This window comes from Enterobacter cloacae complex sp. P42RS (assembly GCF_014930595.1).
In the GTDB taxonomy this organism is placed as follows: Bacteria; Pseudomonadota; Gammaproteobacteria; order Enterobacterales; family Enterobacteriaceae; genus Enterobacter; species Enterobacter bugandensis.
Window position 1 is genome coordinate 93,873 of record NZ_JADBRK010000015.1, and the last position, 13,279, is coordinate 107,151.

Consider the following 13,279-nt stretch of genomic DNA (forward strand, 5'->3'; position numbering starts at 1 on the left):
CAGCAAAACGAGGTCACACTTTCATGGCGAATTTTTTCATCGATCGCCCCATTTTTGCCTGGGTGCTTGCCATCCTGTTGTGTCTGACAGGTGTCCTGGCGATTACTTCTCTTCCCGTTGAGCAATATCCCGATCTGGCACCGCCTAACGTGCGTGTCACAGCAAACTACCCCGGCGCGTCCGCACAAACGCTGGAAAATACCGTGACGCAGGTTATCGAGCAGAACATGACGGGTCTCGATAACCTGATGTACATGTCCTCCCAAAGCAGCGCCACGGGACAGGCCACGGTTACCCTGAGCTTTGAGGCGGGCACCGACCCGGACGAAGCGGTGCAGCAGGTACAAAACCAGCTGCAGTCGGCCATGCGTAAATTGCCCCAGGCCGTGCAGAACCAGGGCGTCACCGTGCGTAAAACCGGTGATACCAACATTCTGACCATCGCGTTTGTCTCCACCGATGGCTCAATGGATAAACAGGACATTGCGGACTACGTCGCCAGTAATATTCAGGACCCGCTCAGCCGTATTAACGGCGTGGGGGATATCGACGCCTACGGCTCACAGTACTCGATGCGTATCTGGCTGGATCCCAACAAGCTGAACAGCTATCAGATGACGGCGACCGACGTGACGGACGCCATCAAAGCACAGAACGCCCAAATTGCCGTAGGGCAACTGGGAGGCACGCCTTCCGTCGATAAACAGGCCCTGAACGCCACCATTAATTCGCAATCTCTGCTTCAGACCCCGGACCAGTTCCGCAACATCACCCTGCGCGTGAATCAGGATGGCTCAGAAGTGCGTCTGGGCGACGTTGCTAAGGTGGAAATGGGTGCGGAGAAATACGATTACCTGAGCCGCTTTAACGGCAACCCGGCCTCTGGACTGGGAATTAAGCTGGCCTCCGGCGCAAACGAAATGGCGACGGCGAAGCTGGTATTGGACCGTCTGGATGAGCTGTCGCAGTATTTCCCGCACGGGCTGGAGTACAAAGTCGCCTATGAAACCACCTCCTTCGTTAAAGCCTCGATTGAGGACGTAGTCAAAACCCTGCTGGAAGCGATCGCCCTGGTGTTCCTGGTCATGTACCTGTTCCTGCAAAACTTCCGCGCAACGCTGATCCCCACCATTGCCGTCCCGGTGGTGCTGCTGGGCACCTTTGCGGTGCTTTACGCGTTCGGCTACAGCATCAACACCCTGACGATGTTTGCCATGGTGCTGGCGATTGGTCTGCTGGTTGACGATGCCATCGTGGTGGTCGAAAACGTCGAGCGCATCATGAGCGAAGAGGGGCTTTCCCCGCGTCAGGCGACGCGTAAATCGATGGGACAAATTCAGGGGGCGTTGGTCGGTATCGCGATGGTGCTGTCGGCGGTCTTTATCCCGATGGCCTTCTTTGGCGGTACAACCGGGGCGATTTACCGTCAGTTCTCAATCACCATCGTCTCGGCGATGGTGCTCTCCGTACTGGTGGCGCTGATCCTCACTCCCGCGCTCTGCGCCACCCTCCTTAAGCCGCTGCACAAAGGGGAACATCACGGCCAGAAAGGGTTCTTCGGCTGGTTTAACCGCATGTTCAACCGCAACGCCGAGCGGTATGAATCTGCCGTCGGCAAAGTGCTACACCGCAGCCTGCGCTGGATGATGATTTACGTTGTGCTGCTGGGCGGCATGGTGTGGCTGTTCCTGCATCTTCCCACCTCGTTCCTGCCGCAGGAAGACCGGGGGATGTTCATCACCTCGGTGCAGCTCCCGAGCGGATCCACCCAGCAGCAGACGCTGAAGGTGGTTCAGAACGTTGAGCAGTACTTCTTCACCAAAGAGAAAAATAACGTTGTTTCGGTCTTCTCTACCGTCGGCTCCGGCCCGGGCGGGAACGGGCAGAACGTCGCCCGCATGTTTGTCCGCCTGAAAGACTGGGACGAACGCGACGCCAGAACGGGAACCTCGTTCGCCATCATTGAACGCGCAACCAAAGCGTTTGCCCGCATTAAAGAGGCGCGCGTCTTTGCCAGCAGCCCGCCCGCGATCAGCGGCCTGGGCAGTTCCGCCGGGTTTGATATGGAGCTGCAGGATCACGCCGGCGCGGGCCACTCGGCCCTGATGGCCGCGCGCGATAAGCTGCTAGAACTAGCAGGGAAAGATCCCGGCCTGACCCGCGTTCGTCACAACGGTCTTGACGACAGCCCGCAGCTTCAGGTGGATATCGACCAGCGTAAAGCTCAGGCGCTGGGCGTGTCGATCGACGATATCAACGACACCCTGCAAACCGCATGGGGCTCAAGCTACGTAAATGACTTTATGGATCGCGGCCGCGTGAAAAAAGTGTATGTCCAGGCAGCCGCGCCGTTCCGCATGTTGCCGGATGATATTAACCGCTGGTTTGTACGCAATAATTCTGGCGGGATGGTCCCCTTCTCCGCCTTTGCCACCTCGCGCTGGGAGAGCGGTTCGCCGCGCCTGGAGCGCTATAACGGCTATTCGGCAGTTGAAATCGTCGGGGAAGCCGCGCCGGGCGTCAGCACCGGTACCGCCATGGACACCATGGAAAAACTGGTGCAGCAGTTGCCAGCCGGTTTTGGTCTGGAATGGACGGCCATGTCTTACCAGGAGCGTCTCTCCGGGGCGCAGGCCCCTGCCCTCTATGCGCTTTCTTTGCTGGTGGTCTTCCTCTGCCTTGCCGCGCTGTATGAGAGCTGGTCGGTTCCGTTCTCGGTCATGCTGGTGGTGCCGCTTGGGGTTATCGGTGCGCTGCTGGCGACCTGGATGCGCGGCCTGGAGAACGACGTTTACTTCCAGGTGGGGCTACTTACGGTGATCGGCTTGTCGGCGAAAAACGCCATTCTGATCGTTGAGTTTGCCAACGAGATGAATGCCAAAGGCCACGAGCTGATGGCCGCCACGCTGCACGCCTGCCGCCAGCGCCTACGTCCGATCCTGATGACCTCACTGGCGTTTATTTTTGGCGTACTGCCGATGGCAACCAGCACGGGTGCAGGCTCAAGCAGCCAGCATGCGGTGGGTACCGGCGTCATGGGGGGGATGATTTCGGCCACCATCCTGGCGATTTATTTTGTGCCGCTGTTCTTTGTGCTGGTGCGTCGTCGCTTCCCGCTCCGGGAGCGACAGGAATAACCCGCAGTCATAAAAAAGGCGGCTTAATCGGCCGCCTTTTTATTGTGTGATTAATTCACACTATGGTTATTTTACTTATTTTTGTGCTCTTGCAATTCTTACTGAATGTCATTTACGAAGCATGCCTTCGATAAAATCTTTCCAGTTCCCCAGTTCACGTTCAATCATAACAACCTCTCTTATTATTATGCGCATTCTACGAAAACGTATCATCATTGTGAAGACTGTTTAACCAATCGCTGTGATTGTACCCCGCCACCGTTGGGGATTTATGATAAATATGAACGGAGGAGTTTAAATTTTGTGTGACGGCCAGCAATATTTTGAAATAACCCTACGAACGGGTGAGTTTTATTTTACGCGCTGAGTTTATTCAGAATTTAAACACGGTGGACATCTATGCTTAAATGGTGAAACTATATTCAGCGTACAAGTGTGAGTTGAATTAAGAAGCAGTGTAAATCCAGAGCATTCCTGAGTGTGTTATATTCCACCTAAAGATATATCTTCGAATTTACTGAACGTTTAATCGCCATAAGAGCAAAAGGATTCAACATGGTTGTGATGTACGGCATTAAAAATTGCGACACCATCAAAAAAGCACGCCGCTGGCTGGAAACTAATAACGTCGAGTACCGCTTCCACGATTATCGTGCCGACGGGCTTGATGCAGAATTTCTGCATACCGCCATTAACGAACTGGGATGGGAAGCGCTGCTGAACACCCGCGGCACCACCTGGCGTAAGCTGGACGAATCCGTGCGCGCCAGCATCAAAGACGCCGACAGCGCGGCAAAGTTGATGCTCGACATGCCGGCAATTATCAAACGCCCATTGCTCTGCAAGCCAGGTCAGCCTATGCTGCTGGGTTTCAGTGAAACCCTTTATTCTGACTTTTTCGTAGAGGTGTAGTGTATGTCATGCCCGGTCATTGAGCTGACTCAACAGCTTATTCGCCGTCCCTCCCTTAGCCCGGACGACGCAGGTTGTCAGGCATTAATGATTGAGCGCCTGCGCGCCATCGGTTTTACCGTTGAGCGCATGGATTTTGGCGACACCCAGAACTTCTGGGCGTGGCGTGGCCAGGGCGAAACGCTGGCTTTTGCCGGGCACACTGACGTCGTTCCCGCGGGTGACGCTGATCGCTGGATTAATCCGCCGTTTGAGCCGACCATCCGCGATGGCATGCTCTTCGGCCGCGGCGCGGCAGACATGAAAGGTTCGCTGGCGGCAATGGTTGTGGCGGCAGAGCGCTTTGTGGCTCAGCATCCGAACCACAAAAACCGTCTCGCGTTCTTGATCACCTCCGATGAAGAAGCCAGCGCCCATAACGGTACCGTGAAGGTCGTTGAGGCGCTGATGGCGCGCAATGAACGTCTTGACTACTGTCTGGTCGGCGAGCCGTCCAGTACCGAAGTGGTGGGTGATGTCGTCAAAAATGGTCGCCGCGGCTCGCTGACCTGTAACCTGACCATACATGGGGTTCAGGGGCATGTGGCCTACCCGCATCTGGCCGATAACCCGGTCCACCGCGCCGCGCCAATGCTGAACGAACTGGTAGGCATCGAGTGGGATAAAGGCAACGAGTTCTTCCCGCCGACCAGCATGCAGATCGCCAACGTCAAGGCCGGAACCGGCAGCAACAACGTCATCCCGGGAGATTTCTTCGTCCAGTTCAACTTCCGCTTCAGTACCGAACTGACCGACGAGACGATCAAAGCGCGCGTTGTCGCTCTGCTGGAAAAATACAACCTGCGCTACACCGTTGACTGGTGGCTTTCCGGCCAGCCGTTCCTGACGCAGCGCGGCAAGCTGGTGGATGCGGTGGTGAACGCCATTGAGCACTATAATGAAATTAAGCCGCAGCTGCTGACGACGGGCGGCACCTCAGACGGACGCTTTATCGCCCGCATGGGTGCACAGGTTGTCGAACTGGGTCCGGTTAACGCGACGATTCACAAAATCAACGAGTGTGTGAACGCAGCCGATTTACAACTGCTGGCCCGCATGTATCAACGTATTATGGAGCAACTCGTCGCCTGACGAGCGCTCAGAGAGGAATAGCGAATGGATTGGCTTGCAAAGTACTGGTGGATTCTGGTGCTGGTGTTTCTGGTCGGCGTACTGCTGAACGTGATTAAAGACCTTAAGCGCGTTGACCACAAAAAGTTTCTCGCGAATAAGCCGGATCTCCCGCCGCACCGTGATTTTAACGACAAGTGGGACGATGACGACGACTGGCCGAAGAAAGACCAGAAGAAGTAATCGGTCTGTATCCCCTCTCCTGTGGAGAGGGGATAACCTCACATAAACTCAACAATATCATCATCATTCGGCTTACCGCCGCTGAGCGCTTCATCAAAGTAGTGCTTCGGCACGGTATAGCGCAGATGGTCGAGCGCAAACTGCATGCTGCGGTCGTCGATCGCGTGGCCCAGATCGTCAACAATATCCAGCGTCACATCCCCACCCTCACGCACCAGCGCTTCCTGGGCAGCTACCGCATGCGAAAGCTCAATCACCCGATCTTCACCACCGTGAATGAGATGGATGGTGGTCTGCGTGGTCGCGCTTGTCGGTAGCGTTGCATAACGCCCGTTAAAGGCGATGACGCGTGAAGCCAGACCGGGCTGCGCTTTTACGCTTTCCAGCGACATGATTGACCCCTGCGAGAAGCCAATCAGCGCCGTTGCGTCAGCGCCTACGCCGCTCTGCTGCTGCCAGTAGCGCACGATGTCGATAAACGTGGGCATGATCGCATCAATGCGCGCCTGACGGTTCTCCTCCGTCACGCCCTGAACCGTGAACCACTGCCGTCCGTCTGGACCGCACGGCTCCACGCCGCCGATGCTGACGATCAATGCTTCCGGAAAAACGGGCGCAAACCAGCGGCCAATCTGTCCCATATTGACGGCATTATCGCCCACGCCATGAAACAGGAGCAGTAACTGTTTAGCCGGTTTGTCAGGGCTTTGAACAACAAAATGGTCGTGTTTCATGGCGGTCTCCTTAATTGATGAGCAGGATTTTACGCCTCTGCGGGGTAATGACCATGCCACTTTACTGAAGAAGTCATTGAAAAAATTGCCATTGCAAAATGTCGGCTTTCAGCTGCTGGCAGCGGGAATAATCAAGGCTCTCAAGCGCTTGCGCGGTTTCACTCCGCAGTTTAGCCAGCAGCGCTTTTCGCCCCATCTCCTCCGTCTTACCCTCTATTTTCCCGCGCAGCGCCGGAAGCGGCATGTCTGTAGCTAACACCAGCCGCGTCAGGGCAGCAACCGAGGTTGAAAATGCCCGGTGCGCAAAGGCAAATCCCGCCAACTCCAGCCAGTCGTCACTATTAAGGGTAGCTTCCCAGGCATCGGTCACCGGGATCTTTTCGCCGTTCCAGGCTGAAAGAACGCGCATATCACGACACAGGCGCTGGTGCTCCTGCGCGCACAGGCGGTGCCCGGCCTCGCTATGCGGCAATAAGGCCATCGCCGTGTAGCACCCGCTGCTGGCTTCCCGATGGCTGCCCATTCGCACCAGCACAAAGCCGCACTGCCGCCAGAAACGCCACAGCTCGTCGGTATAGCCAAAGCTTACCGAGAGATAATCTTCACCGCTGACGCTGCGAATAAGCCGCTGGCCGATGCCTTCCCGTTGACGGTGGGGATGCACCGCAATACGGCTAATCCGCCGCCCCTTCAGCGTCGCCGCAAGAGGCGACCCGCCGTGCGCCGCCAGTGACTGCGCCACAAGGTTCCCGCGAGGACGACGAAAGCCCGCCCACACCGCGCGGCTCAGATCGGGGGGCAATCCCCCCTCTTCCACCAGCCAGAGCGCGCCCGCCATATCCGCCCCCGCGTGTGCAACCCCAAAGTGCTGGCCGGGGGCGTCCATCATCCGGCGTAAATCGAGCGGGGACGTCCGGTAGTGCGCGGCACACAGCAGTTCATACACGCTTGCCACGCGCGCCGGGTCGCTCTCCCACATCTGCGGCTCTAGCGACCGTAAACGCACGTCACCTTCCGGTTTGCGGTCAATAAGCGCGTCGTCAAACAGCAGCGTATTCGCCACTATCCGCTCAAGCGGACACCCGGCCGCCCAGCGAATGGGGATGGTTAAGGTATAGCGCCGCAGCCCGCTGAACCGGGCGCAGAACTTGAGCAGAAACCCCCTGCCCGTGCCTTCATAACCCTGGACCGTGGTGGTCAGCAACACGCGGGGAAAGCGCGACACCAGCTTGTCCAGCAGCGGGCCGGGGATGGCTGCGGCTTCATCAACAATCAGCCAGTCGGCTTCTGTCGTGGAGGCCAGCAGCGCATCCGGGGCCATAAAGTGAAAACGCTCGCCAGCGAAGCGCGCAATGACATCCGTTGCCCCTTTGGCCGGTGCAGTGACCACCGCACTCCCCTGAATGCTGTTGAGCAGCATCCCCGCCAGGGCTGACTTTCCGCGCCCCCGCGGTGCCGTCACGGCAGCGACGCCCGCAGGCATGGTCAGAAGCGCGTCGAGGATCTCCGCCTGCTCGCGCTGCGGCTCGCCGCTGGCTGGCTGCCAGGCGGGCGAATCCGGCGCAGCGGGAAGAGAGAGAGGACGATGCTGTTGCCAGACGATCGTATCCGCATCGGCGGCAAGCGTCCGGCAAAAATGGTGAACGAAGCGCGGGGTGGCGATCGGTTCCGCGCTGTCGCTCCAGCGCACGGAATCGCCGTCGGGCCTGTCGGCCCAGTCAGCGAGAGGCGGCACCAGCAGCACCAGCAGGCTTCCGGCGCGCAGCGTCCCGCTGAGTGCGGCAAAGGCTGAGACATCAAACCCGGCACGCGCGTCAAAAACGGCGTGCAGGTATTCGCGCCCCAGCATCCCGCTAACGGCTTTTGAGGGATTCTCCTCCAGCCACAGCCAGTCTCCCGGCAAGGCATCACGCAGGCCAGCCGCCTGGCTCAACGTCCATTGTTCATCGCCAGTGAGCACCACCAGACGGCGGTGCCCGGTACGCTCAAGCTCGCGCGTCAGATGTTCAAACGACACCATCACATGGCTTTGCCGAAGGTATTACACTGGGCCGGATCGCCGCTGTCAAAGCCGCGCTTGAACCAGCTGTAGCGCTGCTGTGACGTACCGTGAGTGAAACTGTCCGGCACGACATGACCCTGGCTCTGCTGCTGCAAACGGTCGTCGCCGATGGCCTCAGCCGCGTTTAATGCCTCTTCAAGATCCCCGGATTCCAGCACGCCCTGCTGCTGCATGCTGTGGCCCCAGACGCCCGCGAAGCAGTCCGCCTGCAGTTCCATTTTGACGGAAAGGCGGTTCACTTCGGCCTGAGACGCGTTCTGCTGAAGCTGGCGCACTTTGGGCTCAATCCCCAGCAGCTTTTGCACGTGATGGCCGACTTCATGCGCGATAACGTAGCCCTGAGCAAAATCACCGTCAGCGCCAAGCTTGCGTTTCATGTCATCGTAAAAAGAGAGATCGATATAGACGGTGCCGTCTGCCGGGCAATAGAATGGCCCCATAACAGATTGCCCGGTACCGCATCCGGTGCGGGTTGCGCCCCGGTACATCACCAGCTTAGGCTGCTGGTAGGTGCGCCCCATCTTCTCGAACTGCTGACTCCAGGTGTCTTCAGTTGTGGCGAGAATAACGGAAGTAAATTTGGCCGCTTCATCTTCATTCGGGCTGATGGAGCGCTGAGAATGCTGTTGCTGCTGCAGCGGTTGACCGGTCATCAGACCGGTGAGGTCGACCCCGTAGTAACCTGCGACCAGCACCACAATCAGCAGGATGATACCGCCCTTGCCGCTGGGTAAGCGGAAGCCGGGCCCGCCCATTGAAGGACCGCCGCCACCATCACTGCGTCTGTCTTCTACATTGTCACTTTCACGACGCCCTTGCCAGCGCATAACCACCTCGAACTATTCCATTAATAATAGCTATGATCGTAGGCGGTTAACGGCAAGATTACCATAGGAAACAAAGGTAAGACGCCAAAGGATGCGAACATCCTTTGGCAACTGAGGAACTTAGTCGAGCTTAACGCCTAAACGGTGAGCTACCGCCTCGTACGCTTCAATCAGGCCACCCAGGCTCTGACGGAAACGGTCTTTATCCATTTTATCCAGGGTTTCTTTATCCCACAGGCGGCTGCCGTCCGGGGAGAACTCGTCGCCCAGCACCACTTCACCTTTGAACAGACCAAACTCCAGCTTGAAGTCGACGAGGATCAGGCCCGCGTCATCAAACAGCTTTTTCAGCACGTCGTTGGCTTTGTAGGTCAGTTCCTGCATGCGCGCCAGGTTCTCTTTGCTCACCCAGCCGAAAGTTTCGCAGTAGGATTCGTTGACCATTGGGTCGTGCATGGCATCGTTTTTCAGGAACAGGTCGAACAGCGGTGGATTCAGCTCGATACCTTCTTCAATGCCCAGACGCTTCACCAGGGAGCCTGCCGCACGGTTACGAATCACGCACTCAACCGGAACCATATCCAGTTTTTTCACCAGACATTCCGTATCGGACAGCAACGCTTCCATCTGGGTCGGGATACCCGCTTCGGCCAGTTTGGTCATAATGAAGTGGTTGAACTTGTTGTTCACCATGCCTTTACGATCGAACTGCTCAATGCGTGCGCCATCCCCTGCTGACGTATCATTGCGGAACTCGAGCACCAACAGATCCGGGTTCTCCGTGCTGTATACGGTCTTCGCTTTGCCACGATACAACTCAGCTTGCTTCTGCATCTTCATTACTCCTGGTGTGATAATTTGCGTTCAAAACGGGGTATATTATGCCACGCACACGTTTGCGTAGCACGAAAATAAAAAGGGCGGGATTAACCCGCCCTCGTATTTATTTGCTGAATGCTGCCTGGAAGACAGCGACCAGTGCATCGTTCTGCGCCTGGGTCAGCGTGTGACCTTTTGGATCGATAAACTGCAGGCTGCTGCGGTTATCGAGGTCACCTACCTGAATCTTGTAATCACCGGAGGCAAGCTGAGGATCTTTGGCGCCCAGCTCCTGCCACGCGCTGTCGGACAGCGGCTTATAGGTCGCCGTCATGCTGCCGGTTGAACGGGTGCTGTCGGTCACTTTCATGCCCACTTTTTCCAGCGTCGCTGGCAGGCGCTGCCAGGTCTGGTTAAACGGTGCACGCACCACCAGCATTGGCAGGCCGGTGTCATCCGCGCCGCTCTGAACGTCGTAAGTGACGCCGTTACGGTTCTGCGCGGCGTTGGCGGCATCGGTAGCGGTCTTATCCAGACCTGCGGCGATCACGTTCAGCATTTCAGTGCTGTAACGCTGCATAGAGGCGGCATCCGCAACCGGTTTACCCGCCTGCTCCAGGTTCAACAGCTTAACGTTAACCGCCTGCTGGTAACCCTGTGGTTTCACGGAGACCTGATAGCGTCCACGGTACTGCTGATCTTCATCAAGACGGTTCCACTCGATCCAGTCGGTGGTTAACGTCTGGCTGGCGTCATCGCGCTTATCAATGGTGTAATTCTTCGCCTGAATAACGCTGACGACCTGTGGCCACAGATTGCTTCCGCGCGCGCTTTCAACCAGCAGAGACGCCGTATCACCGGTGAACTGGGTACGCGCCCCGCTTACCAGCGCCAGAGGCTGTGCTGGCGGACGAATATCAAGCGCTTTACCAACCAGGCCGCTGCCGTTGGTCACGGGAATATTATAATCGCCGTTTTGAATCGGCAGGATCATACCAGCCGGTGCATGAAGTTCAGCAAGCGGGGTCGCATCCAGATAGGATTCATCACCGCTCACCTGGCGCTTGTAGCGCGAGTCTGAACTACAGGCAGCGAGCAGTATAACAAGCGAAACACTCGCAACCTTCGCCAGGCGCGACTTCTGTACTGAATAAGCCATCAAATCTCCCTAAACTTTACAGCAAACCGGCATGCTTCAGCGCTGCCCTGACGATGTCGCGACCGTGGTCGGTAATCGGTGTCATTGGCAAACGCAGCGTATCGGATGCTACAAGCCCCAACTCCTTACACGCCCATTTCACTGGGATCGGATTGGGTTCGACAAATAATTTATTGTGCAACGGCATCAGACGCTGATTAATGACACGCGCTTCATTATAGTGACCGGCTGCGGCCAGTTTGCACATTTCAGCCATATCGCGCGCCGCAACGTTCGCCGTTACGGAGATCACGCCATGACCACCAAGCTGCATAAAGTCCAGCGAGGTCGCATCATCACCACTCAACAGGATAAAGTCGTCTGAAACCAGCTCTTTGATCTGATGAACGCGGCTTAAGTTCCCTGTCGCCTCTTTAATACCGATAATATTTTTTACTTCCGAGAGACGACCTACGGTTTCCGGCAGCATATCGCAGCCGGTACGGGACGGCACATTATACAGAATTTGTGGCAAGTCAGTATGTTCAGCGATGGCTTTGAAGTGCTGGAACAAACCTTCCTGAGTAGGACGGTTGTAGTAAGGGGTGACCGTCAGACAGCCCACGATGCCGCTGTCGTTAAAACGTTTGGTCAGGCTGATCGCTTCTGCGGTCGCATTAGCACCTGTCCCCGCAATGACCGGAATACGTCCGTCAGCCAGTTCCAGGGTCAGCATAACCACATCGCCGTGCTCTTCATGGCTCAGCGTTGCAGATTCACCGGTAGTCCCTACCGAAACGATCGCCGAGGTTCCATTGGCGACATGGTAATCAATCAGCTTTTTCATGCTGGACCGGCAGACATTACCTTTTTCATCCATCGGTGTAACAAGCGCGACAATACTTCCCGTGAACATGAGCCATCCTCTGTGCGAACAAGAGCCTCAATGGTACGTTTGGAACTGTAATAAAAGCAAGCGACCTGAGGCCCTCTGGCGGTTGTATGCACGTTTTTTTTATGCTTTCCTTAGGAAGACTTAACCATGCAAAGGAAGAACAGGTTTGACAACCTCATCACAACATTACCTGGTTATCACCGCGCTGGGTGCCGACAGGCCGGGTATCGTGAACACCATCACCCGTCACGTGAGCAGCTGCGGCTGTAACATCGAAGACAGCCGCCTGGCGATGCTCGGCGAAGAGTTCACGTTTATCATGCTGCTGTCCGGAACATGGAATGCCATTACCCTTATTGAATCCACCCTGCCGCTGAAAGGCGCGGAGCTGGATTTGCTGATCGTCATGAAGCGCACCACCGCGCGCCCGCGTCCGGCCATGCCCGCGACCGTCTGGGTGCAGGTTGAAGTCCCTGATTCTCCGCATCTGATTGAGCGCTTTACCGCGCTGTTCGACAGCCATCAGATGAACATTGCCGAACTCGTCTCCCGCACGCAGCCGGGCGACGAAAGCACCGTTCCCACGCTCTTTATTCAAATTACCGCACACAGCCCTGCCTCGCAGGATGCGTCAAATATCGAGCAAGCGTTCAAAGCCCTCTGTACAGAATTAAACGCGCAGGGCAGTATAAGCGTCGTCAATTATTCGCAGCACGAACAGGATGGAGTTGAGTAATGAATCCACTGAAAGCCGGTGACATCGCACCGAAATTTAGCTTACCGGATCAAGACGGTGAGCAAGTAAATTTGACCGACTTCCAGGGACAGCGTGTTCTGGTCTATTTCTACCCGAAAGCCATGACCCCCGGCTGCACCGTACAGGCCTGCGGCTTACGCGACAACATGGACGAGTTGAAGAAAGTCGGCGTGGAAGTGCTGGGAATCAGCACGGATAAACCAGAAAAGCTGTCACGATTTGCGGAAAAAGAGCTGCTGAACTTCACGCTGCTATCCGACGAAGATCACCAGGTCTGCGAGCAGTTCGGCGTCTGGGGTGAAAAGACCTTTATGGGTAAAACCTACGACGGCATTCACCGCATCAGCTTCCTGATTGACGCTGACGGTAAAGTTGAACATGTGTTTGACGACTTCAAAACCAGCAACCACCACGACGTGGTGTTGAACTGGCTGAAAGCAAGCGCCTGAAGTGAGTGTCGGGTGGCGGCTTCGCCTTATCCGACCTACAAGGTAAATGCAAAACGGTAGCGCATGCTACCGTTTTTAGTGTTTGCCCCCTTTCCCCGTGGGCTGAGGAATCCCCAGTAATTTTTTTCCTGAAGCGATGAACATTGCTTCAGAGAAATGAATAACTTACAGCGATGTCCTGGTCCGGCTGTAAATC

13 protein-coding genes are annotated in these 13,279 nt (G+C 56.4%); 6 read left to right on the top strand and 7 right to left on the bottom strand.

Annotated features, from left to right (window positions below):
* Positions 1-23: 23 nt before the first annotated feature.
* Entirely contained in the window at positions 24-3,137 is a 3,114-nt protein-coding gene (gene acrD, locus IM314_RS16915; RefSeq protein ID WP_028014014.1) for a multidrug efflux RND transporter permease AcrD, read from the top strand.
* A gap of 108 nt (positions 3,138-3,245) precedes the next feature.
* Here the strand turns inward: acrD and ypfM are convergent, their stop codons facing one another.
* Positions 3,246-3,305, bottom strand: coding sequence for a protein YpfM (gene ypfM / locus IM314_RS16920; protein ID WP_015572204.1), 60 nt, complete (start codon positions 3,303-3,305; stop codon positions 3,246-3,248).
* A gap of 387 nt (positions 3,306-3,692) precedes the next feature.
* Here ypfM and IM314_RS16925 point away from each other — a divergent pair, with 387 nt between their 5' ends.
* From IM314_RS16925 to IM314_RS16935, 3 genes are read left to right on the top strand one after another with little or no spacing between them, the layout of a single operon-like run.
* Positions 3,693-4,049, top strand: coding sequence for an ArsC family reductase (locus IM314_RS16925; protein WP_028014015.1), 357 nt, complete (start codon positions 3,693-3,695; stop codon positions 4,047-4,049).
* Positions 4,050-4,052: 3 nt separating this feature from the next.
* Positions 4,053-5,180 carry a succinyl-diaminopimelate desuccinylase gene (gene dapE / locus IM314_RS16930; RefSeq protein ID WP_028014016.1) on the top strand — a complete coding sequence of 376 codons (1,128 nt, stop codon included), beginning with the start codon at positions 4,053-4,055 and terminating at the stop codon, positions 5,178-5,180.
* A 24-nt stretch (positions 5,181-5,204) separates the two neighbouring features.
* Entirely contained in the window at positions 5,205-5,402 is a 198-nt protein-coding gene (locus IM314_RS16935) for a YpfN family protein (protein WP_013098222.1), read from the top strand.
* Positions 5,403-5,440: 38 nt separating this feature from the next.
* On the opposite strand, the gene ypfH is transcribed toward IM314_RS16935, so the two are convergent.
* The 6 genes from ypfH to dapA form a co-directional block, all read right to left on the bottom strand.
* Positions 5,441-6,136: an esterase gene (gene ypfH / locus IM314_RS16940; protein WP_193358942.1), complete on the bottom strand. Its 696-nt coding sequence runs from the start codon at positions 6,134-6,136 to the stop codon at positions 5,441-5,443.
* A 73-nt stretch (positions 6,137-6,209) separates the two neighbouring features.
* Positions 6,210-8,156, bottom strand: coding sequence for a tRNA(Met) cytidine acetyltransferase TmcA (locus IM314_RS16945; protein ID WP_193358997.1), 1,947 nt, complete (start codon positions 8,154-8,156; stop codon positions 6,210-6,212).
* Positions 8,156-9,025: a neutral zinc metallopeptidase gene (locus tag IM314_RS16950; protein ID WP_041908778.1), complete on the bottom strand. Its 870-nt coding sequence runs from the start codon at positions 9,023-9,025 to the stop codon at positions 8,156-8,158. The genes IM314_RS16945 and IM314_RS16950 overlap by 1 nt, the downstream gene beginning before the upstream one ends.
* A gap of 120 nt (positions 9,026-9,145) precedes the next feature.
* Positions 9,146-9,859 carry a phosphoribosylaminoimidazolesuccinocarboxamide synthase gene (purC, locus tag IM314_RS16955; protein ID WP_023332985.1) on the bottom strand — a complete coding sequence of 238 codons (714 nt, stop codon included), beginning with the start codon at positions 9,857-9,859 and terminating at the stop codon, positions 9,146-9,148.
* A 109-nt stretch (positions 9,860-9,968) separates the two neighbouring features.
* Positions 9,969-11,003 carry an outer membrane protein assembly factor BamC gene (gene bamC, locus IM314_RS16960; RefSeq protein ID WP_153656535.1) on the bottom strand — a complete coding sequence of 345 codons (1,035 nt, stop codon included), beginning with the start codon at positions 11,001-11,003 and terminating at the stop codon, positions 9,969-9,971.
* Positions 11,004-11,019: 16 nt separating this feature from the next.
* Complete coding sequence (dapA, locus tag IM314_RS16965; RefSeq protein ID WP_028014021.1) at positions 11,020-11,898, bottom strand: 4-hydroxy-tetrahydrodipicolinate synthase; 879 nt, start codon at positions 11,896-11,898, stop codon at positions 11,020-11,022.
* A 145-nt stretch (positions 11,899-12,043) separates the two neighbouring features.
* Here dapA and IM314_RS16970 point away from each other — a divergent pair, with 145 nt between their 5' ends.
* Together IM314_RS16970 and bcp are read left to right on the top strand one after the other, a co-directional pair.
* Entirely contained in the window at positions 12,044-12,613 is a 570-nt protein-coding gene (locus tag IM314_RS16970) for a glycine cleavage system transcriptional repressor (protein WP_028014022.1), read from the top strand.
* Complete coding sequence (gene bcp / locus IM314_RS16975; RefSeq protein WP_032659360.1) at positions 12,613-13,083, top strand: thioredoxin-dependent thiol peroxidase; 471 nt, start codon at positions 12,613-12,615, stop codon at positions 13,081-13,083. The genes IM314_RS16970 and bcp overlap by 1 nt, the downstream gene beginning before the upstream one ends.
* The last annotated feature ends 196 nt before the right edge of the window (positions 13,084-13,279 follow it).

Bases quoted from the DNA above. Each gene is read 5' to 3' on its own strand.
- acrD (WP_028014014.1), top strand. From the start codon at position 24: ATGGCGAATTTTTTCATCGATCGCCCCATTTTTGCCTGGGTGCTTGCC.
- IM314_RS16925 (WP_028014015.1), top strand. From the start codon at position 3,693: ATGGTTGTGATGTACGGCATTAAAAATTGCGACACCATCAAAAAAGCA.
- dapE (WP_028014016.1), top strand. From the start codon at position 4,053: ATGTCATGCCCGGTCATTGAGCTGACTCAACAGCTTATTCGCCGTCCC.
- IM314_RS16935 (WP_013098222.1), top strand. From the start codon at position 5,205: ATGGATTGGCTTGCAAAGTACTGGTGGATTCTGGTGCTGGTGTTTCTG.
- ypfH (WP_193358942.1), bottom strand. From the start codon at position 6,136: ATGAAACACGACCATTTTGTTGTTCAAAGCCCTGACAAACCGGCTAAA.
- IM314_RS16945 (WP_193358997.1), bottom strand. From the start codon at position 8,156: ATGGTGTCGTTTGAACATCTGACGCGCGAGCTTGAGCGTACCGGGCAC.
- IM314_RS16950 (WP_041908778.1), bottom strand. From the start codon at position 9,025: ATGCGCTGGCAAGGGCGTCGTGAAAGTGACAATGTAGAAGACAGACGC.
- purC (WP_023332985.1), bottom strand. From the start codon at position 9,859: ATGCAGAAGCAAGCTGAGTTGTATCGTGGCAAAGCGAAGACCGTATAC.
- bamC (WP_153656535.1), bottom strand. From the start codon at position 11,003: ATGGCTTATTCAGTACAGAAGTCGCGCCTGGCGAAGGTTGCGAGTGTT.
- dapA (WP_028014021.1), bottom strand. From the start codon at position 11,898: ATGTTCACGGGAAGTATTGTCGCGCTTGTTACACCGATGGATGAAAAA.
- bcp (WP_032659360.1), top strand. From the start codon at position 12,613: ATGAATCCACTGAAAGCCGGTGACATCGCACCGAAATTTAGCTTACCG.